19 protein-coding genes are annotated in these 18840 nt (G+C 70.2%); 11 read left to right on the top strand and 8 right to left on the bottom strand.

Translation table 11 applies throughout. The features are described 5' to 3' along the window. Together MET9862_RS19065 and MET9862_RS19060 are read right to left on the bottom strand one after the other, a co-directional pair. Positions 1-200 (bottom strand): GTP cyclohydrolase I (locus tag MET9862_RS19065; protein WP_244612796.1); only part of this gene is annotated, 200 nt, incomplete at its 3' end. Next, a complete protein-coding gene (locus MET9862_RS19060; protein ID WP_142584467.1) occupies positions 197-733 on the bottom strand; it encodes a DUF3280 domain-containing protein in 537 nt (178 codons plus the stop codon). The genes MET9862_RS19065 and MET9862_RS19060, both read right to left, overlap by 4 nt. A gap of 133 nt (positions 734-866) precedes the next feature. Between MET9862_RS19060 and MET9862_RS19055 the strand changes: the two genes are divergently transcribed. The 9 genes from MET9862_RS19055 (at position 867) to MET9862_RS19015 (ending at position 9949) form a co-directional block, all read left to right on the top strand. Next, positions 867-1307 (top strand): DUF3291 domain-containing protein, encoded by a 441-nt coding sequence (locus tag MET9862_RS19055; RefSeq protein WP_142584466.1) that lies wholly within the window; start codon positions 867-869, stop codon positions 1305-1307. Positions 1308-1390: 83 nt separating this feature from the next. After that, positions 1391-2629, top strand: a complete 1239-nt coding sequence (locus tag MET9862_RS19050) for an ABC transporter substrate-binding protein (protein WP_244612795.1) — start codon at positions 1391-1393, stop codon at positions 2627-2629. A 383-nt stretch (positions 2630-3012) separates the two neighbouring features. Then, positions 3013-3999: a YVTN family beta-propeller repeat protein gene (locus MET9862_RS19045; RefSeq protein WP_142584464.1), complete on the top strand. Its 987-nt coding sequence runs from the start codon at positions 3013-3015 to the stop codon at positions 3997-3999. Positions 4000-4015: 16 nt separating this feature from the next. Then, complete coding sequence (locus MET9862_RS19040) at positions 4016-4450, top strand: cupredoxin domain-containing protein (RefSeq protein ID WP_142584463.1); 435 nt, start codon at positions 4016-4018, stop codon at positions 4448-4450. Between the two features lie 2 nt (positions 4451-4452). Next, complete coding sequence (locus MET9862_RS19035) at positions 4453-4695, top strand: hypothetical protein (protein WP_142584462.1); 243 nt, start codon at positions 4453-4455, stop codon at positions 4693-4695. Beyond that, positions 4692-5435 carry an ABC transporter ATP-binding protein gene (locus MET9862_RS19030; protein ID WP_142584461.1) on the top strand — a complete coding sequence of 248 codons (744 nt, stop codon included), beginning with the start codon at positions 4692-4694 and terminating at the stop codon, positions 5433-5435. Before MET9862_RS19035 ends, MET9862_RS19030 begins: the two co-directional genes overlap by 4 nt. A 17-nt stretch (positions 5436-5452) precedes the next feature. After that, positions 5453-6340 carry an ABC transporter permease gene (locus tag MET9862_RS19025; RefSeq protein WP_142584460.1) on the top strand — a complete coding sequence of 296 codons (888 nt, stop codon included), beginning with the start codon at positions 5453-5455 and terminating at the stop codon, positions 6338-6340. An 80-nt stretch (positions 6341-6420) separates the two neighbouring features. After that, positions 6421-7047, top strand: a complete 627-nt coding sequence (locus MET9862_RS19020; RefSeq protein ID WP_142584473.1) for a hypothetical protein — start codon at positions 6421-6423, stop codon at positions 7045-7047. Between the two features lie 346 nt (positions 7048-7393). Then, a complete protein-coding gene (locus MET9862_RS19015) occupies positions 7394-9949 on the top strand; it encodes a TonB-dependent receptor (RefSeq protein ID WP_142584459.1) in 2556 nt (851 codons plus the stop codon). 194 nt (positions 9950-10143) lie between these two features. Here the strand turns inward: MET9862_RS19015 and MET9862_RS19010 are convergent, their stop codons facing one another. Then, the gene (locus tag MET9862_RS19010; protein ID WP_244612798.1) at positions 10144-11523 is read right to left on the bottom strand and encodes an alginate export family protein; all 1380 of its coding nucleotides are present in this window, start codon (positions 11521-11523) and stop codon (positions 10144-10146) included. 344 nt (positions 11524-11867) lie between these two features. On the opposite strand from MET9862_RS19010, the gene MET9862_RS19005 reads away from it, so the two are divergent. Then, positions 11868-12224 (top strand): hypothetical protein, encoded by a 357-nt coding sequence (locus tag MET9862_RS19005; RefSeq protein WP_142584457.1) that lies wholly within the window; start codon positions 11868-11870, stop codon positions 12222-12224. Between the two features lie 944 nt (positions 12225-13168). On the opposite strand, the gene MET9862_RS18995 is transcribed toward MET9862_RS19005, so the two are convergent. From MET9862_RS18995 to MET9862_RS18980, 4 genes are all read right to left on the bottom strand, one after another. Next, positions 13169-14695 (bottom strand): undecaprenyl-phosphate glucose phosphotransferase, encoded by a 1527-nt coding sequence (locus MET9862_RS18995; protein WP_142584456.1) that lies wholly within the window; start codon positions 14693-14695, stop codon positions 13169-13171. A gap of 186 nt (positions 14696-14881) precedes the next feature. After that, entirely contained in the window at positions 14882-16090 is a 1209-nt protein-coding gene (locus MET9862_RS18990) for a glycosyltransferase family 4 protein (protein ID WP_244612794.1), read from the bottom strand. Between the two features lie 213 nt (positions 16091-16303). Further along, the gene (locus tag MET9862_RS18985; RefSeq protein ID WP_142584471.1) at positions 16304-17407 is read right to left on the bottom strand and encodes a polyamine ABC transporter substrate-binding protein; all 1104 of its coding nucleotides are present in this window, start codon (positions 17405-17407) and stop codon (positions 16304-16306) included. Positions 17408-17409: 2 nt separating this feature from the next. After that, complete coding sequence (locus MET9862_RS18980) at positions 17410-17766, bottom strand: RidA family protein (RefSeq protein WP_142584455.1); 357 nt, start codon at positions 17764-17766, stop codon at positions 17410-17412. A 196-nt stretch (positions 17767-17962) separates the two neighbouring features. Here MET9862_RS18980 and MET9862_RS18975 point away from each other — a divergent pair, with 196 nt between their 5' ends. After that, on the top strand, positions 17963-18229 hold the full coding sequence (locus MET9862_RS18975) for a GlsB/YeaQ/YmgE family stress response membrane protein (RefSeq protein WP_142584454.1): 267 nt from the start codon (positions 17963-17965) through the stop codon (positions 18227-18229). A gap of 112 nt (positions 18230-18341) precedes the next feature. On the opposite strand, the gene MET9862_RS18970 is transcribed toward MET9862_RS18975, so the two are convergent. Beyond that, the gene (locus MET9862_RS18970) at positions 18342-18563 is read right to left on the bottom strand and encodes a YgaP family membrane protein (protein WP_142584470.1); all 222 of its coding nucleotides are present in this window, start codon (positions 18561-18563) and stop codon (positions 18342-18344) included. Positions 18564-18840 lie beyond the last annotated feature (277 nt).

Raw genomic sequence — 18840 nt, 5'->3', positions numbered from 1 at the left:
AGCAGAGCCTCGGCATCGACATCGTAGCCGCCGAAGAGCTGGCCGTAGGCCTTCACCACGCGGGCGGGCGTGTCGATCAGGCCCTCGCGGTTCGGGTCGGCGCCGGCCGCGAGGGCGAGGTCGGCCTCCCCGGCGTCGCGGACGCTGACGAGGAGACGGAGCGCGTGGGAAACGTCGCGGAAGGTCTTCGAGAAAATCACGATTTTCCGGGCAGGGGCTCGGCGAGCAGGCGGTTCTTGACGACCCAGCGCATGGCATGCGCCCAGGTGTCGTCGGTATCGGCCCGGATCACCACCTGCCCGGCGCGCACCACCTTGCCGGATTCGGCATCGGCGATGGTGACGAACAGGTTGAAGATCTGGTTCGATCCCCGCTCCACATAGCCGGTCACGGCGAGATCCGCACCCAGCGTCTTGGCGATGGGCGCCGCGCAGCCCTCGCATTTGTAGAGCGGCGCCTGCTTGGCGATCTCGGCCGATTGCGGGGCGGTGTCCACCGGCTCGATCTCCGCCTGCTTGGCGAGCGCGGTCTTGAGCTCGTCGGTGACGAGGGCGAGCTTGCGGCTCTCGTCGGGCCGGGCCTTGCGCCCGCCGACGACGCCCGGATCCAGCAATTCCACGGGGAAGATCGCCGCCTTCTGCCCGGCCGCGGCGGGCCGCGCGAGGAGCGGCCCGGCAGCCAGCGCTCCGGCCAGCGTTCCGGCGAGGGCGCCGGCGAGGAGGCGGGCGGGCATGGCGTCTCTCCCTGGTGCGGCCGCCCGGCTCGGGGAGGCGGCCTCGCGACAGCGCCATAGGTCGTGCGCCGGGACGGTTTGGCAATCCCGCGCGTTCCCGGCAACAAGGAGAGACGGGTTCGGGGGATCGTCCATGCCGTTCATCAGCGTCACGCGCCTGAGGGTCCGCTCCGTCCGCTTCCTGCCGGCCTTCGCCCTCCACGCGGTGCGGACGGCGCGCCAGGTGCGAGCGGCGCCGGGCTTCCGTGGCGGCTCGATCCTGCGCGACCGGGACTGGACCTTCTGGACCCTGACCGCCTGGGACCGCGTGGAGAGCATGCGTGGCTACATGGGTGCGGGCGCCCACCGGGCCGCGATGCCACACCTGCAGCATTGGTGCGACGAAGCGTCCGTGGTCCACTGGGACCGGGACGAGGAGGGGCTGCCATCCTGGCCCGAGGCCGACAAGCGCATGCGCGACAGCGGGCGCATGTCGCGGGTGCGCCACCCGAGCCCGCAGCACGACACCCTGAGCTACCGCCCGCCGCGCTTCGGCGGGGCCAGCCCGCTCCCGCCGGCGGCGGTAAAATCCTGAGGGAAATATGAGAGCGGCACGCCGGCCGCGCGCGGTCGCGCCCCGTTGAGTGCGGGCGGCGAATGCTGTTACGTGCCGCCTTCATGCGCGCTTCGGCACAATCCTTCATCCTCTCGCTCGTCCTCGCGGGCGCCGTCGCGGCCTCGCCCGCAGCCGGCCAGGAACCTGCGAGCCCGCCCGCGAGCCCGGCCCCGCCGCCGGGCGCCGCCCCCGCGGAGACGCGGATCGGCCTGATCTACCGGGTCCAGCCCCAGCCCTCCTCCTACGACGCGGAGGCCCCGCCCGAGGACGAGGGGCTCGCCGGCGCCCGCATGGCGATTGCCGACAACAACACCACCGGCCGCTTCACCAAGCAGGCCTACGCCCTCGACGAGGCCGCGCTCACCGAAGGCGGCCCCTCCGCGGCGGAGGCCGCCCGGGCGCTGGTGGCCAAGGGCACCCGCTACCTCGTCCTGGCGCTACCCGGCGACGCGGTGCTCGCCGTCGCCGACGCGGTGAAGGACACGGGCGCCGTGGTGTTCAACGCCGCCGCCCCGGACGACCGCCTGCGCGGGGCCGATTGCCGGAAGAACGTCTTCCACGTGGTGCCCTCCCGCGCGATGCAGACCGACGCGCTGGCGCAGTACCTGACCCTGATGCGCTGGCGGAAGATCTTCCTCATCGTGGGGCCGAACGAAGCGGACAAGCTCTACGCCGAGGCGCTGCGGAACTCGGCCCGCAAGTTCGGCCTGAAGATCACCGCCGAGAAGCCCTGGACCTTCGGGCCGCTCGCCAAGGCGCGGGGCGACACCCCGACCCGGGCCGAGGCGATGGTGTTCACCCGGGGGCTCGACTACGACATGGCGGTCGTCGCCGACGAGGCGGGCGACTGGGGCGACTACGTGCCCTATCGGACCGTCGATCCGCGCCCCGTGGCCGGCACGCAGGGCCTCGTCGCCACCACCTGGTCGCCGGTCCTGGAGACCTGGGGCGCGGCCCAGGCGCAGAACCGCTTCCGGCGGCTCGCGGGCCGGCTGATGCGCCCCCTCGACTACCAGGTCTGGGCCTCGGTGCGGGCGGTCGGCGACGCGGTGACGGCGAAGAAGGGCTCCGACCCTGCCGTGCTCGCGCCCTATCTCACCGATCCGGCCTTCAGCCTGCCCGCCTACAAGGGCGTGTCGCTCACCTTCCGCCCCTGGGACCACCAGCTTCGCCAGCCGCTCATCGTGGTGCAGCCGAAGATGCTGGTCTCGGTGGCGCCGGAGCAGGGCTTCCTGCACCAGCGCACGCCCCTCGACACCCTGGGCATCGACCTGCCCGAGACGACGTGCAAGTTCCCGTGAGGGATCGGACCAGAGAGAGACGGCCCATGCGCCCTTCCGCGGCGCACAGGCATGCGGACGAAGCGCAACGTGCCCCCTCTCCCGTGCGGGAGAGGGTTGGGGTGAGGGACGAGAACTCTCCGAAGCGGTCGCGGCGGTGAAGTGGCTCCGTCTCCGCTCTGTCCGGACAATTCTCGACCCTCACCCTGTCCCTCTCCCGAACGGGAGAGGGGACCCGCGCCCGATCCGGATCCGTTTCGGGCAGCGGTACATTCGCCCATCTCGCCCCTCCGAGATGCGGCGATGACGCGCGCCGGCCTCGCAAGCGGCGGGAAAGGCACTACAATCGGGGACGCGAGGGGCCAGCGCCGTATCGAAGAGCGCGCGCCCAAGGGAGGAACGGGATGGACCGCTGCGCGAAGGCAGGGTTGGGGCTGGCCGCGCTCGTCGGACTGACCGGCGGGACGGCGGGCGGGGCGCAGGCCTACACGGTCTACGTCTCGAACGAGAAGGGCAACTCGGTCAGCGTGATCGACACGGCCACCATGGCGGTGACCGCGACCTGGAAGGTCGGGCGGCGCCCGCGCGGCATCACCGTGAGCAAGGACGGCAAGGAGGTGTTCGTCTGCGCGAGCGACGACGACCGCATCGACGTGCTGGACGCCGCCACCGGCAAGGTGGTGCGCTCGCTGCGCTCCGGGCCGGACCCCGAGCAGTTCATCCTCGACCGCTCCGGCAACCCCCTCTACGTCGCCAACGAGGACGACAGCCAGGTCACGATCATCGACATCGAGAAGAACAAGGTGCTGGCCGAGGTGCCGGTCGGCGTGGAGCCGGAGGGGATGGGCCTGTCGCCCGACGGGAAGATCCTCGTCAACACCTCCGAGACCACCAACATGGCCCATTTCATCGACACCAAGACCTTCCAGGTGATCGACAACGTGCTGGTGGACGCGCGGCCGCGCTTCGCCGAGTTCACCAACGACGGCACCTTCCTCTGGGTCTCCGCCGAGGTCGGCGGCACGGTCAGCGTCATCGACGTCGCCTCGCGGCGGGTGATCAAGAAGATCACCTTCAAGATCCCGGGCGTGAACGACGAGGCGATCCAGCCGGTGGGCGTGCGCATCACCCAGGACGGCACCAAGGCCTTCGTGGCGCTCGGGCCCGCCAACCGCGTCGCCGTGATCGATGCGAAGACCTTCGAGGTGCAGAAATACCTGCCGGTGGGCCAGCGCGTCTGGCAGCTCGCCTTCACCCCGGACCAGAAGCTCCTGTTCTCCACCAACGGCACCTCGAACGACGTCTCGGTCATCGACGTCGCGGCCGAGAAGGTGGTCAAGAGCATTCCCGTCGGCCTGCTCCCCTGGGGCGTCGCCGTCTCCCCGCAATAATCTTGGGACCTTGCCGATGCGCACGCTCATGAGGCCGGCTTTGCTCGGGCTCGCCGCCCTGTTCGCGGCCGCCCCCGCCTCCGCCCTCGACCTCACCAAGAAGCGGGAGAACCTGCCCGATCTCGTGCTCGGCAACGAGGAGGGCAACGACTTCGTCGTGGAGAACAAGGACATCACGCTGGAGGGCGGCAAGGCCTACCGCCTGCGCATCGTCGCCAAGGGGCGGCAGGAATACAAATTCTACGCGCCCGAGTTCTTCCGTTACATCTGGTTCAACCAGATCGTGATCAACCACCTCGAGATCCACGGCGGCGGCCCGCCGGACCACCTTGAGTTCGACGATCCGGGCGAGATCGCCATCGAGTTCGTGGCGATCAAGCCGGGCACCTACACCTGGGCGGCCCGCGGCCTCGAATCCAAGGGCATGACCGGCACGATTACGGTGAAGTGACGATGCGCTCCGCTCTCCTCTGTCTCGCCGCGCTCCTCCTCGCCGCGCCCGCCCTCGCCGACGACAAGGCGGCCTGCGCGGACGGCATCGCCATGATCAAGGACGAGATCGCGAAGAACCCGCCCGAGGCCGCCCTGCCGAAGCTGAAGAAGGCGCTGCGCGTCGCCGAGCGCGAGCAGGGCGAGGGCGAGTTCGACGAGTGCCTCGACGCGGTGGGCGACGCCAAGCGGGCGCTGGCGCGGTGAGCGAGGCGCCTGCCCTCTCGGTCGCGCATGTCAGCCACCGCTTCGGCGCGCGCGCCGCGCTCGCGGACGTGTCGCTGAGCGTGGAGCGCGGGCGCTTCACGGCGCTGCTCGGGCCGAACGGCGCGGGCAAGACCACGCTCTTCTCGGTGATCACGCGCCTCTACACCAACCAGGAGGGCCGGGTCGCGATCTTCGGCCACGGCCTCGACCGCGAGCCGTCGCGGGCGCTCGCCCGGCTCGGCGTGGTGTTCCAGGCCCGCACCCTCGACACGGACCTCACCGTCGAGCAGAACCTCGCCTATCACGCGAGCCTGCACGGGATCGGCCGCGCCGCCGCCCGCGACCGGATCGGCACGCTGCTCGACCGGGTGGGGCTCAGCGACCGGCGCGCCGACAAGGTGCGCACCCTCTCGGGCGGCCAGTCGCGCCGCATCGAGATCGCCCGCTCGCTGATCCACCGCCCGAGCCTGCTGCTTCTCGACGAGCCCACCGTCGGCCTCGACCTCGAATCGCGCGCCGACATCGTCGCCATCGTGCGCGCCCTGGTGCGGGAGGAGGGGCTCTCCGTGCTCTGGGCCACCCATATCTTCGAGGAGATCGCGCCGGAGGACGACGCGGTGGTGCTGCACAAGGGCCGGATCGTCGCCCGCGGCAAAGCCGGCGCGATCGGGCAGGGGGCCGAGAGCCTGGAGGACGCCTTCCGCCGCCTCGTCTCCGAGCCGGGGAGGGCGGCGGCGTGAGCCCGGTCGAGGAACGCATGAGCACGCCCGTCACCGCCGGCAGCCAGGCCGGGCCGGGCCGCCGCGCGCCCGCCCATCTCGGGCGGCTCGACGCGCTCGGCTACCTGATCTGCCTCGGCGGCATCGTACGCCGCGAATTGCTGCGCTTCTTCAATCAGAAGGAGCGGTTCTTCTCGGCGATGGTGCGACCGCTCGTCTGGCTGTTCATCTTCGCGGCGGGCTTCCGCAACACCCTCGGCGTCTCGATCGAGCCGCCCTACCAGACCTACGTGCTCTACGAGGTCTACGTGGTGCCGGGGCTGGCCGTGATGATCCAGCTGTTCAATGGCATGCAATCCTCGCTCTCGATGGTCTACGACCGCGAGGTCGGCTCGATGAAGGTGCTGCTGACCAGCCCCTATCCGCGCTGGCTGCTGCTGCTCGCCAAGCTCGTCGCGGGCGTCTGCGTCTCGGTGGTGCAGGCCTACGCCTTCCTGGCCGTGGCCTATTTCTGGGAGACCGACATCCCGCCGGTCGGCTACCTCGCGGCCCTGCCCGCCTTCCTGGCCTCGGGCCTGATGCTCGGCGCCATCGGCCTGTTCCTGTCCTCGCTGGTGCGCCAGCTCGAGAACTTCGCCAGCGTGATGAACTTCGTGATCTTCCCGATGTTCTTCGCCTCCTCGGCGCTCTACCCGCTCTGGCGCATCCGGGAATCATCCGAGACCCTGTACTGGATCTGCCAGTGCAACCCGTTCAGCCACGCGGTGCAGCTCGTCCGCTTCGCCCTCTACGGCCAGTTCGAGCCCACCGCCTGCGCGGTGGTCGTCGGCACCACGCTCGCCTTCTTCGCCCTCGCGGTCGTGGCCTACGATCCCGGCCGCGGCATCATGGCCCGGCGCGGCGGCCCGGCCGGAGACACCGCGTGATCCCCATGCCCCGCCTGCTCAAGCCCCGCCTGCCCATGCTTCGCCTGCCCATGCCCCGTCCAGCCACGGCTCGCCCCGCCATGATCCGCCTCGGCCCCCCCCTCCTTGCCCTGCTGCTCGCCGGCCCGGCTTTGGCCCAGCCCAAGACCGATCCCGACTGGCCCTGCGTCCAGCGCAAGGTGACGGCCCTGAGCCCCGGCCAGTTCTGGACCGGGCCGGATCTCGGCGCCGCCGCCACCGAGTGGGGCAGCGACACCGACGCGGCGGCGCTCGCCCAGAAGATCGCCTCGCGCCGCACCGACCTCACCGAGGTCGACGGCCTCGTGGACGGCTATCTGGAGAAGGTCGGGCCCGACAAGGCCGCCCGCGAGCGGGGCCTCGCCCGCGTCTATGCCGGCGTGTTCGAGGTCATCAACGGCGAGCGCGCCAAGGTGATGAGCGGGATCGGCCGCTATGCGCAGGGGCAGCGCCGCATGGCCGAGCGCATCCGGGAGGAGGCCGACCAGATCAGCCAGACCAAGGACGCGCCCTCCGCGGCCGACGCCCGCGAATTGCCCAAGGAGCAGTCGGAGCTGGAGACCAAGTTCGCCTGGGACCGGCGCATCTTCCAGGAGCGCTCCCAGGCGCTGACCTATGTCTGCGAGGTGCCCCAGCTCCTGGAGCAGCGCCTCGGCGAGATCGCGCGCAAGATCCAGGCGAAGCTCTGAGACGGTCCGGGCGGGACCGGGCCCCGGCCGGACCGCCCGATTCCAGGCCGGCCCATCGCGGACCCGCGCCCCATCCCAACCCCCGGTTGAACCTCTGCAAGCGACGATTTCAAGGCCTTGCCGAATGATCCCGGCTTGACTTGCTAGTTCATCCCTAAGCCGTTGAATTTCTAAGACAATTCTGTTGCTCCAACGTCACGCGGCCGTGATTACCGCCGAGCCGCCCTCGGATTTGGCCCGGCACCCCCGCCCGGCCGATTGTCGTCCCTCCGCGATCCCGGCATGACTGACCCGAGCCCCGCGCAAAGAAGGGGCCTTGGGTCGACTGTTTTTCGAGGGTTGGGGAATGTCCGTTTGGGGGCTTCGCGGCGTGCTCGCCGCGTCCGTGTCGCTGCTGCCGCTCGCCGCTGCCGCGCAGGGCGCTGCGGTGACGCTCGGCGAGATCAGCGTTGTCGCGACGACTCCGGTCGGCGCCGCGGGGGGGCGGTTCGATCCCGGCATCGCGCCCGCGCCCGTGCCCCCGGGCGCCATCCCGCAGGTGGTCGAGCCGCGCCTGCGCGGCGGCGCCCAGCCGCTCAACAAGATCCCGAGCACCGTCGAGACGGTCACCGCCCGCGACCTCGATTTCGACCGCGCGACCTTCAACACGGTCGAGACGCTGGCCCGCCGGGTGCCCGGCCTCAACCTGTCGGACAGCCAGGGCAGCAACAACCGCGTCGACATCAACTATCGCGGCTTCCAGGCCTCGCCGGTCACCGGCGTGCCGCAGGGGCTCGCCGTCTACCAGAACGGCGTGCGCATCAACGAGGCCTTCGGCGACATCGTCAACCTCGACCTGATCCCGCAGGTGGCGATCCAGCGCATCGACGTCGTCACCGGCAACCCGGTCTTCGGCCTGAACGCGCTCGGCGGCGCGCTCAACATCCAGATGAAGAACGGCTTCACTTGGCAGGGCACCGAGATCACGGCGCTCGGCGGCTCGGACGGGCGCATCGCCGGCTCGCTCCAGCACGGCAAGGTGGTCGACAACTGGAGCTTCTACTTCGCGGGCGAGGGCCTGAACGACCGCGGCTGGCGCTACCAGAGCCCGAGCACGATCGGCCGCGTCTACGGCGACATCGGCTACCGCACGCCCGATTCCGAGTTCCACCTGATCGGCCAGATGGCGCGCACCTATTTCGGCGCCGCCGCCGCCACGCCGACCGACTTCACCCATGTGGATCCGCGGGCGATCTTCACCTACCCGCAGACCACGACGACCGAGCTCGGCACCATCCAGCTCACCGGCCGGGTCGACATCTCGCCGACCTGGGACCTCTCCGGCAACGCCTATTACCGCCGCTTCAGCCAGCGCTACATCGACGGCAACGATTCCGATTTCGAGCGCTGCAGCCCGGCCCAGACGGACTTCCCCAACAACCTCTGCCTCGACGACGACGGCTTCACGCCGGTCGGCGCCCCCGGCAGCGCCGCGCGCCGCGCCTTCCGCAACTCGCTGCGCCTGCTCGGCGGCCAGAACCAGCTGATCCCGTTCACCGCGGGCGTGCCCTACGGCACCCTCGACGTGACCAAGACGGAGGCGGAAGGCTACGGCGGCTCGCTGCAGGCGGCCAACCGCGACAAGGTCTTCGGGTTCAACAACAGCTTCGTCATCGGCGGCTCGATCGACGTCGCCCATTACGGCTTCAAGTCGTCGAGCACGCTCGGCGTGATCAACCCGGATCTGAGCGTCACCACCAACCCGAACAACCCGTTCTACGGCAACATCCCGGGCCTCGGCACGCAGTTCATCCGCACGGCCGGCGCGCTCGGCCTCGCGCCGAGCGCGGTGCAGGGCTCCAACCTCTATATGGGCCTCTACACGATCGACACGATCGATCTGACCGACGCGCTCTCGCTCACGGCCGGCGCACGCCTGAACTTCGCGCGCATCGCCACGCAGGATCTCACCGGCTTCTCGCCGGATGTGACGGGCACGCATTACTTCAACAAGATCAACCCGCTGGCGGGCCTGACCTACCGCTTCAGCCCCGGCCTGAACCTCTACGGCAGCTACTCGGAATCGAACCGCGCCCCGACGCCGCTGGAGCTCGCCTGCGCCAACCCGCTGCGGCCCTGCCTGCTGCCGAACTCGCTGGTGGCCGACCCGCCGCTCAAGCAGGTGGAAGGCCAGACCTACGAGGTCGGCTTCCGCGGCGCGCTGCCGAACTTCTACGATGGCGGCCTGGTCAACTATAAGATCGGCGCCTTCCGCACCGATCTGACGAACGACATCCTGCAGCTCGCCACCCCCGGCAACGCCGCCCGCGGCTACTTCGTCAACGTGCCGGCGACCCGGCGCCAGGGCGTCGAGGTCGGGCTCGAATACGTGGCCGACTGGCTGACCGTCTACGCGAACTACGCGCTGATCGACGCGACCTTCCAGTTCAACGGCGTGCTGTCCTCGCCGAACAACCCGCTCTCCAACAACGGCGCGATCACCGTCGTGCCGGGCAACAAGGTGCCGCTGGTGCCCGACCACCAGTTCAAGGCCGGCTTCGACGTGGAGCTGCTGCCGAACTGGCGTATCGGCATGGCGCTACAGGCCTACTCGTCCTCCTACTACCGGGGCGACGAGTCGAACCTGAACCGCAAGCTGCCGCCCTACTACGTGCTGAACCTCACCACGAGCTACCGGGTGAACCGGAACCTCGAGGTGTTCGGCTACGTCACCAACCTGACCAACAACCGCTACGCCACCTTCGGCACCTTCTTCGAGCCCGGGCTCGTCGCCGGCCGCTACCCGGTCAACGACACCCGCACCACGACGCTGGCCCAGCCGCTCTCCATCTATGGCGGCGTCCGCTACACCTTCGGCGAGGCGCCGGTGCCGATGGCCGAGCCGCTGATCCGCAAGTACTGACGCGGACGGGCTCGCAAGGCTCCCGACCAGAACCGAAGGCCCCGCGGATCGGAGGATCCGCGGGGCCTTCGCATGTCCAGCAGGTTCGAGCCGGATGGGCTGCCGCTATCCGTTCATCCCAACCGCGACCTCATCCTGGGGTCGAGGATCGGATCGACGATAAGCCCGGACCTGTACGGTCAGCCCGACGCCCCTCAGAAGAAGAACGTGGTGTTGAGATAGCCGTAGAAGGTGTTCCCGGTCCCGGGCGCGTTGGGGGCGTCGCGCAGGAAGCGGCCCTTGATCAGGTAGGCGGCGCCCATGTCGAGCAGCATCGCATCGGGGACGATCCAGGTGCGCAGCCGGGCCTCGATCTGCTGGCCGGCGAAGCGGCCGGAGCGGCCGGTCCGGTCGCGGATCAGGGTCGCGCCGAAGGCGTCGGTGGCGCTCTCGAGCCAGAGCGGCCGGTAGGCGACGAAGGCGTCCCAGGTCCGGCTCGGCGTCACCTCCAGGCGCAGCGCCGGCGAGATCAGGTTCGCCCGCTGCACCGGCCCGTAGAGCCCGGTCGGGCCGTACTCGAAGCGGCGGGCGCCGAACAGGGTGTCGAAGCGCCCGAAGGAGCCCCGTCCGCGGTCGCCGCTCGCCTGATCGTAGTGCAGGGCGATCCGGGGCCGCCAGCGGGCATCGACGGTGTAGCCGGCCTCCGCGTGGAGGAAATAGGCCGACACGCCGAGGTCGGTCCGGTCCGTGGCGGCGGCCGTCTCGCGGGCGAGGCCGGTCTGGTAGATCGCCTCGAGATCGTAGTCGACCTGCCCGGGCGCAGGCGCGCGCGCCAGCCGGATGCCGGGGGTGAAGAGACGGCGGTCGCGCGTCTGCACCGAGCGCAGGCCGGTGCCCGAATCCCGCTCCAGCAGGCCGTAGCCGTAGACCTCCAGGGCGCCGCCGAGCACGCCGGCCTTGGTGTAGGAGGCGCCGAACAAGTGCAGGTCGAGGCTCTCGCGGTCGAAGGCGATCCCGTTGTCACGGAGGCCCTCGGGGTCGTCGGGCAGGCGCGTGTGGGGCAGGGTCCACAGCACGGTGAGCCGGTCCTTGCCCGGGTTCTGCCAATCGTAGGACAGGCCGGTGAAGGCGTTGATGGTGTTGCGGAACTGCTGCCGGGAGACGAGCCGGCGCGAGCCGATGTTCTTGGTGAAGCGGCCGAGGGTGAGGCTGCCCGTCCCGCCCGCGACCGCGCCGAGATCGAGGGCGAGATAGGCCTGGCCCGGCTCCAGGGCGTTGATCTCCGTGGTGAAGGCCGAGGAGTTCCGCCTCTGGAAATAGCCGCGGCTGTCGAACAGTTCGCCGCCGATGCGGACCGGGCCGGCCCGGTATTCCATGAACAGCGTGGTGAGATAGGAGTTGAGGATGTCGTCCCGGGCAAAGCTCGGGGGCCGGAACTGGTTGGCGATGCCCTCGACGCGGGGCCGGAACGAGCCGCTGATGCGCCAGGAATCCGGCCGGCCGAGCGCCTCGTGCAGCAGGAAGCGCGGCTCCCGGGGTGTTGCCGAGAAGACCGGCGCCTCCTGGGCCGGAGTCGGAGCGGGGCAGGCGGCCAGAAGAGCCGCGCATGGACAGGCATAGAGAGCCGAGCGCGTCAAAGGATACCCCGTCGCGACAGGTCGGATAAGGATCAGGCCGGCGATCAGGCCGGCGCATCGCAGGCCTCTCCTTGTCGAACGCTCAAGCTGTATTCATTATTCCACCCGATCATCGCTGCCGAAGCCCGGACCGGGCCGACAGATCTGGTCGTTCCCGCGCGGATGACCGATCCGGGCGAGTGCGTCGGGCGGGACCGCCTGCGGCCTCAGGTCTCGGGAACGGCGGCCCCGACCGTCCGATTGCCACCGCGACGCGCGCGCTTCGCCCCCGGAGCGCCGGCAATCAGACGGAGAGACGCCCGATGCGAATGACGACCACCCTGGCTGGCCTGATGGTCCTGGCGAGCGCCGCGCCCGCCCTCGCCACCTCGTGCGCGGACGAGATCGCGACCCTGGAGCGCCGCCTCGACAGCGCCGGTGCCGCGCAGGTGACCGGCACGGTGCCGCCGGGCGGCCCGACCTCCTCGAACTCGCCGAAGGCCCTCGATCAGGCGCCGCAGGTGAAGCCGAGCGATCCGGCCACCAAGCCGACGGCCTCCGGCGTCGGGGAGGCGCGCAAGCTGGTGGAGAAGGCCCGCGCCGAGGACAAGGCCGGCAAGGCCGAGGCCTGCCGCGACACCATCCTGCAGGCCAAGGAGAAGGCCGGCGCCCTGCCATAGGGCGGCACGGGGACGGATCTCGGCGCGGTCCGCTTGACAATGTTCCTGTTTTGTGCTCATTTGCTTGCACCTGCCGCCCGGTAGCTCAGGCGCGAGTCTGAGCTGTCTCACGGGGGCCCGTCCCGGGGACCGACCGGGAGGGGCGCGGACGGCGGGGCGGTGCCCGCGTCGCCGGCCTCGGATCCGGCCGGTGCCCCGGGCGGCGTGCCGACGCAAGGTCTGCTCGGATCCGGGCGGTGAGGCGGGTTGAGGAAATGCGCCCGTCCCGACCCGGTTCTGGGGGATCGCCAGAGACTCGCCGGCCCGACCCACTACGAGGCGGGCCTCGCGCCGGACGGGCGTATGTCAGCGTGCACGGGGTTCCCGTCCCGACAGGGACCGGACCCGGCCAGCGGCAGTCGCGAGGTCGGAGGACGCCGGGACAGACACCGCGACGACAAGACGGATGGGCGGGCTTGCAGCAGGGCCTCTCATCCGCGGGACGCCGGGGAGCCGGCTTGTGCAACGTTGCGTTCAGGGCTCCGCGGCGTCCCGCGTCACCCCGACCGCGCCAGCCATGCCCCCGGCGGATGATCCGCGCGGGGCCGAAAGCGCGTGCGCACCACGACAGGCCCCCTCTCCCGTTCGGGAGAGGGTTGGGGTGAGGGATGAGAAGCTTCAGGGCCTGTCACGCCGATGCCGCTGCGCGGTCGAGCCCTGTCCTGATAATTCTCGACCCTCACCCTGTCCCTCTCCCGAACGGGAGAGGGGACCCGCGCCCCGTCCGGAACCCTTGCTCCCCTCACCCGACCCTCGCTCACGCAAGGGCCACCCTCTCCCGCAGAGGGGAGAGGGCGAGCCCGTCCCGGATGTTCACAGGGCCGGGCCCCGGTCCGGAACGGCCGATCCCGCCTCGCCGCCCTCGTCGGGACGGGAGCGGGACGCGATGTCCGCGGCCGGCCGCCTCAATAGGCGTTCTCGGTCCTGAACAGCGCGAACGGCGTGGTGAGCAGGATCTGGAGATCGAACAGGACCGACCAGTTCTCAATGTAGTAGAGGTCGTGCTCGACGCGGCGCTGCAGCTTCTCGCTGGTGTCGGTCTCCCCGCGCCAGCCGTTGATCTGAGCCCAGCCGGTGATGCCGGGCTTGACCTTGTGACGGGCGAAGTAGCCGTCCACCACCTGGTCGTAGAGGGTGTTGGCGGCCTTGGCCTGGAGGGCGTGCGGGCGCGGGCCGACGAGGGAGAGGTCGCCCTTCAGCACGTTGAAGAGCTGCGGCAGCTCGTCGAGGGAGGTCTTGCGCAGGAAGCGGCCGACGGGGGTGACCCGCGGGTCGCCCTTGGTCACCATGCGGTTGGCGGTGGCGTCGCACTGGTCGACATACATCGAGCGGAACTTGTAGACCTCGATCAGCTCGTTGTTGAAGCCGTAGCGCTTCTGCCGGAACAGGACCGGCCCGCGCGAGGTCAGGCGCACGGCGAGCGCCGCGGCGAGCATCACGGGCGAGAGCGCGAGCAGCATCAGGGCGCCGACGCAGCGGTCGAACAGGGCCTTGGTCACCACGTCCCAGTCGGCGATCGGCTTGTCGAACACGTCGAGCACCGGCACCGAGCCGAGATAGGAGTAGCTGCGCGGGCGCAGCCGCAGCTTGGTCGCATGCGCCGACAGGCGGATGTCGATCGGCAGCACCCAGAGCTTGCCGAGCATCTGCAGGATGCGTCCCTCCGCCGAGATCGGGATCGTGAACACGATCAGGTCGAGGCGGGTGTGGCGGGCATAGTCCACGAGGTCGCTGACCGTGCCGAGCTTCGGGTAGCCCGCCACCACCGCGCTGGAGCGGTCGTCGTTGCGGTCGTCGAACACGCCGACGATGCGGATACCGCTGTCGGACTGCGTCTCGAGGGCGGCGATCAGCTCCTCGCCGGCCTTGCCGCCGCCGACGATCGCGGTGCGCCGGTCGAAACGGCCCTGCCGGGTCTGGGCGCGGATCAGGCCCGAGAGGGCGAAGCGGGCCGAGAGCAGCATCAGCAGGCCGCTGCCGAAATAGGTGGCGAGCCAGAGGCGCGAGTAATGGTCGGCGACCTTGGCCAGCACCAGGGCGGTCGCCACCACGAGGAAGCTCAGCGACCAGCCGGCGGAGAGCTTCACCGCGGTCTTGAAGAAGGTGCGGAAGGCCGCGATCCGGTAGGTGCCGGCCGCCTGGAACAGGCCGACCGCGAGCACCGCCACGCCGCCAATGGCCAGGGCATAGCGCGCGCCGAAGGGGACGACCCCGCGCAGCATCAGGATGTGCAGCCCCGCGCCGAGGAGCGCGACGAGGGTGAACTCGAACAGGCGCACGAGGCCGCTGACCACCACGGCGGAAATCGGGGCGGCCTGCGGCGGAGCGGCGGTCTCGGCGAGCGGCACGGCACCGGCGCGCAGCTCGGTATCGCCGGCCGCGCCGGGCTGCCCAGCCGCCCTCAGCAGATCGCGGACATCGAAGGCACTCATTGGAGGCTCAGACCTCAAGGCGAGGCGGCAATGCGGGCCGCCAGACAACCGGCGCGTGTGAATGTCGCGGACCGACCTCTCCGAACCCTTAAAAAGGCCGATCACGGGCTTGCGACGATCCCGGTCTCTCACCGGCCACCCGCCGCGGAGAGGCCGGATGCGCGGATCGCCCGGACTCAGCCGCGCTCAGGCGGGCTCCGAGACCTTGACCGAGGCCGGGGCCTCGGCGCTGCGGCGCAGGGCGCGGAAGGCGGCGGCGTAGCCGGAGAGCACGTCCGAGCCCATGCGGTCCATGGAGAAGCGCTCGTGCACGGAGTCGCTGAGTGCCCTGAACCGGGCACTCACGCTCTCGGGCGCCTCGTCGACCAGCGCGGCGATGGCGGCCTGCAGCGCCTCCGGATCGCGGGCGGGGATCAGCGCGCCGGCGGCCTCGCCGAAGATCTCCGGGATGCCGCCGACATTGGTCGAGACCATCGGCATCGCGGCGGCGGCGGCCTCCAGCACCACGTAGGGCAGGGATTCGGCGAGGGAGGGCACGACCAGGATCCGGCCGCGCGCGAGCACGGCGCGGATCGGCTGGGCCGGCTCGAAGGCGACCGCCTCGCTGAGGCCGTGGGCGGCGGCAAGCGCAGCGAGCGCCTCGGCATCGGGGCCCGAGCCCACCATCAGCAGGCGCAAGGGGCGGCCCTGCGCGCGCAGCCGGGCGAGCGCCTCGAGGAGTACCGGCAGGCCCTTGGCCTCGCGCAACTCGCCCACATAGAGGAGATCGAACGGGTCCGCGGCCGGGGTGACCGGCACGAACTCGGCCTCGCCGATGCCGTTGTGGACGATGCGGGTCACCGCCCCCGCCACGCCGACATAGGCGCGGTGGCGGGAGGCGACGTACTCGCTCTCGAACAGGAACACGCTGGTGCGGCGGGCGAGCACGCCCTCGGCCGCCATGTAGAGCCGGTGCAGCAGGCTGCCCGGTCGGTAGTTGTAGCTGCCGCCGTGGGGGGTATAGGCCCGGATGAGCGGACGGCCGCCGGTCTCGACCACGGCGAGGCGCGCATAGGCCCCGCCCTTGGCGCCGTGACCGTGCAGCACGTCGGCCCGCACGGCGGCGGCGCGGGCGGCGACGGCGCGCAGCGCCGCGAGGTCGCCGAGATGAGGATTGCGCCGCATCGGCACCCGGCGAACCCCGAGGATGAGGTGGGGTGCGAGCTCGGCCAGCGCCCGCTCGGCGCGTTCGCCGCCGGTGTTGGAATCGCAGACGATGCCGACCTTGTGCCCGGCCGCGGCCTGGAGGCGGACGAGATCCATCACGTGGCGGAACAGGCCGCCGACCGGCGCACGGAAGACGTGCAGGATGCGGCGGGGCGGACCGGAATCAAGGGGGCTGAAGGCGGCGACCACGGCGAGTCTCCCTGGGGCGGCGGCAAGCCGCGTTCCCTGAGTTCTGACGCCGCCGCGGTGGGCGCGCGGTTAATGCGCCCGGCCGGGACCGACAGGAGCCAAGTCTTTGCGAGACGAGGGTAAGCAGTCGCCTAACACGACCCCATCAAGTGCAGTATCGTCGGCAGGATTCTCGACCTCGGTCCTCCCGGCGATCCGTGCCGGCGCGCTCGGCTACCGCCCCGTCCGCACCCGCGTCCACAACCGGGTGACGAAGCGCTGCGTGCGGTCGTCCCAGGCGGTGTTGGTGAACAGGCGCTGCATCGTCGCCTCGTCCGGATAGATGCCCGGATTGGTGAGGATCTCCCGCTTCACCAGGGGCTTGGCCGGCAGGACGCCGCTCGCGTAGGAGACGAAGTTGGTGTTGGCCGCCGCCACCTCAGGGCGCAGCATGTAGTCGATGAAGGCGTGCGCCTCCGCAGGATGGGCGGCATCCTTCGGGATGGCGAAGGCGTCGAACCACATCAGCGCGCCCTCCCTCGGGATGACGTAGGCGATCTCGACGCCGTTCTTGGCCTCGTCCGCCCGCTTCTTTGCCTGGAGCACGTCGCCCGAATAGCCGACCGCGACGCAGATATCGCCGTTGGCCAACGCCTGGATGTATTCCGAGGAGTGGAATTTCCGCACGGCGCCGCGGATCTTGGCGAGGGCGTCGGTGACGAGGGTCATGTCGTCCCAGCGCTTCGAATCCCCCTTGGCGCCGAATGCCGGCATCATGCTCGGGATCAGATCCTCGGGGCTGTCGAGCATCATGATCCCGCAATCCTTGAGCCTGTTCGCGGATGCGGGGTTGAGGATCGTGGTCCAGCTGTTGAGGGGAGCGTTGGCGCCGACACGCTCGCGCACGAGCCCGACATTGTAGCCGATGCCGGTGGTGCCCCACATGTAATCGACGGCGTAGGCATTGCCGGGGTCGAAGGCGGCGAGGCGGCCCGCGATCTCTGGCCAGACGTTGCCGAGGTTCTTCAGCTTCGCCTTATCGAGGGGCTGGAAGGCGCCGGCCCGGATCAGCCGCTGCAGAAAAGGCCCCGACGGCACGACCACGTCGTAGCCGGAGCGGCCCGCGAGCAGCTTCGTCTCCAGGATCTCGTTGTTGTCGTAAGTGTCGTAGACAACCTTGATCCCGGTCTCGCGGGTGAAGGCCTCCAGAACCTTCGGATCGATGTAGTCCGACCAGTTGTAGATGTTGACGACGCGCTCCTCAGCCCCGGCGGCGAGGCCGCCGCCGAGGACGAGCGCCGCGGCGAGTCCCGCCCGGAGAAGCGCGCGGCGCAGCAGCGTCACCGAACCCTCGCGGCCACAACCACGATCTCGACGAGATAGTCCGGCGCGCAGAGCCGAGCCTCGACCGTGGCGCGGCCGGGCGGGTTCGTCTTGGAGACCCAGGCATCCCAGGCCGCGTTCATCTGATCGAAGGTCGCGATGTCGGAGAGGTACACGGTGGCCATCAGGATATGGTCCTTGTCGCTACCGGCCGCCGCGAGCAGGCGCTCGATCTCGTCCAGAATCTGCTGCGTCTGCGCCGTCACGCCGGTGCCGACCGTATTCTGCGCGGTCTGGCCCGCCAGATAGACCGTGTCGCCGTGCACCACCGCCTGCGACATCCGCTTGCCCGGCTCGAACCGCTCGATCGCCATATCCGTCCTCTCCATCGCGCGCCTCGACCGGCGCGCCGGTGGCCGTTCTGGGACCCGCGGACGGTCCCGTAAAGGGCGCCCGCGCGCACCCGGGCGGATCGGCTCAGAAAATCTGACGTGCCCAAGCTTCCCGCGGCAACCTGCCGCCCCGCTGGCGCGTTCTGTGGGCACTCGCACTTCGCCTCAGGGGTTTGTCATGGGTATTCTCTGGACCATCATCATCGGCTTCCTCGCCGGCGTGATCGCCAAGTTCATCATGCCGGGCGACAACGAGCCGTCGGGCTTCATCCTCACCACCATCCTCGGCATCATCGGCGCCTTCGTCGCCACCTTCATCGGCCAGGCGGTCGGCTGGTACGGGCCGAACCAGGGTGCGGGCTTCATCGGCGCCATCGTCGGCGCGGTGGTCGTGCTCGCGATCTACGGCTTCTTCGCCGGCCGCAGCCGCACCACCACGCTCTGACAGGCCGGCACGGGCCCGAACGGACAGGGGCGCCCGGGAGGGCGCCCCTTTTTCGTGCCCGATCGCATCGCGTGCGGATCCCGGCCTCGCCGCCGGGATCCGCCGTCCGCGTTCAGAGGCGCTGCGCGGCGGCCTTCATGGCGCAGTGGCCGGTGGCGCCACGCAGCGCGAGGCCGACACCGACGACAAGGGCGGCCAGGCTGAGGAACTTGTTCGGCCGCGGCTGCGCGGCCGCAGCCGCCATGCCGAGGCCGATCGCGACCGAGACGGCCCGCTCCGTGGTGGTGAGGTTCGGCTCGCCGCTGAAGATGTCGTGGATCAGGTCGTTGGTCATGTGAGTCGCCATGGGTTTCGCCATCTCTCCGCGAGGGATGATCGCCGGGCGAACGCGGCTGTCCCGGCAGCGTTCCGGGACGCGGCCTCCAGATGGGCCGGCCGGGCGTCGGCAGGCCCGGCTTTGCATGGATCGGGCCTCCACCGGCCTACGCCCGATATATTTGGGGGACCCAAAACTTCTGCTTCTGTTTTTCTGAAAATCACAACCGAAAGATGCATTTTTACTTCGACCAACACGACGCCCCGGGGGCGTCAGACCCATCGCCCATGCAGAC

The sequence above is a fragment of the Methylobacterium symbioticum genome, from assembly GCF_902141845.1.
Taxonomy (GTDB): Bacteria; Pseudomonadota; Alphaproteobacteria; order Rhizobiales; family Beijerinckiaceae; genus Methylobacterium; species Methylobacterium symbioticum.
Note: the sequence above shows the minus strand (reverse complement) of the source record. Positions and strands in the feature narration are given on the sequence as shown.

Bases quoted from the DNA above. Each gene is read 5' to 3' on its own strand.
- MET9862_RS18980 (WP_142584455.1), bottom strand. From the start codon at position 17,766: ATGGCGATCGAGCGGTTCGAGCCGGGCAAGCGGATGTCGCAGGCGGTG.
- MET9862_RS19050 (WP_244612795.1), top strand. From the start codon at position 1,391: ATGCGCGCTTCGGCACAATCCTTCATCCTCTCGCTCGTCCTCGCGGGC.
- MET9862_RS18975 (WP_142584454.1), top strand. From the start codon at position 17,963: ATGGGTATTCTCTGGACCATCATCATCGGCTTCCTCGCCGGCGTGATC.
- MET9862_RS18970 (WP_142584470.1), bottom strand. From the start codon at position 18,563: ATGACCAACGACCTGATCCACGACATCTTCAGCGGCGAGCCGAACCTC.
- MET9862_RS19060 (WP_142584467.1), bottom strand. From the start codon at position 733: ATGCCCGCCCGCCTCCTCGCCGGCGCCCTCGCCGGAACGCTGGCCGGA.
- MET9862_RS19005 (WP_142584457.1), top strand. From the start codon at position 11,868: ATGCGAATGACGACCACCCTGGCTGGCCTGATGGTCCTGGCGAGCGCC.
- MET9862_RS19040 (WP_142584463.1), top strand. From the start codon at position 4,016: ATGCGCACGCTCATGAGGCCGGCTTTGCTCGGGCTCGCCGCCCTGTTC.
- MET9862_RS19035 (WP_142584462.1), top strand. From the start codon at position 4,453: ATGCGCTCCGCTCTCCTCTGTCTCGCCGCGCTCCTCCTCGCCGCGCCC.
- MET9862_RS19025 (WP_142584460.1), top strand. From the start codon at position 5,453: ATGAGCACGCCCGTCACCGCCGGCAGCCAGGCCGGGCCGGGCCGCCGC.
- MET9862_RS18995 (WP_142584456.1), bottom strand. From the start codon at position 14,695: ATGAGTGCCTTCGATGTCCGCGATCTGCTGAGGGCGGCTGGGCAGCCC.
- MET9862_RS19055 (WP_142584466.1), top strand. From the start codon at position 867: ATGCCGTTCATCAGCGTCACGCGCCTGAGGGTCCGCTCCGTCCGCTTC.
- MET9862_RS19020 (WP_142584473.1), top strand. From the start codon at position 6,421: ATGATCCGCCTCGGCCCCCCCCTCCTTGCCCTGCTGCTCGCCGGCCCG.
- MET9862_RS19045 (WP_142584464.1), top strand. From the start codon at position 3,013: ATGGACCGCTGCGCGAAGGCAGGGTTGGGGCTGGCCGCGCTCGTCGGA.
- MET9862_RS19015 (WP_142584459.1), top strand. From the start codon at position 7,394: ATGTCCGTTTGGGGGCTTCGCGGCGTGCTCGCCGCGTCCGTGTCGCTG.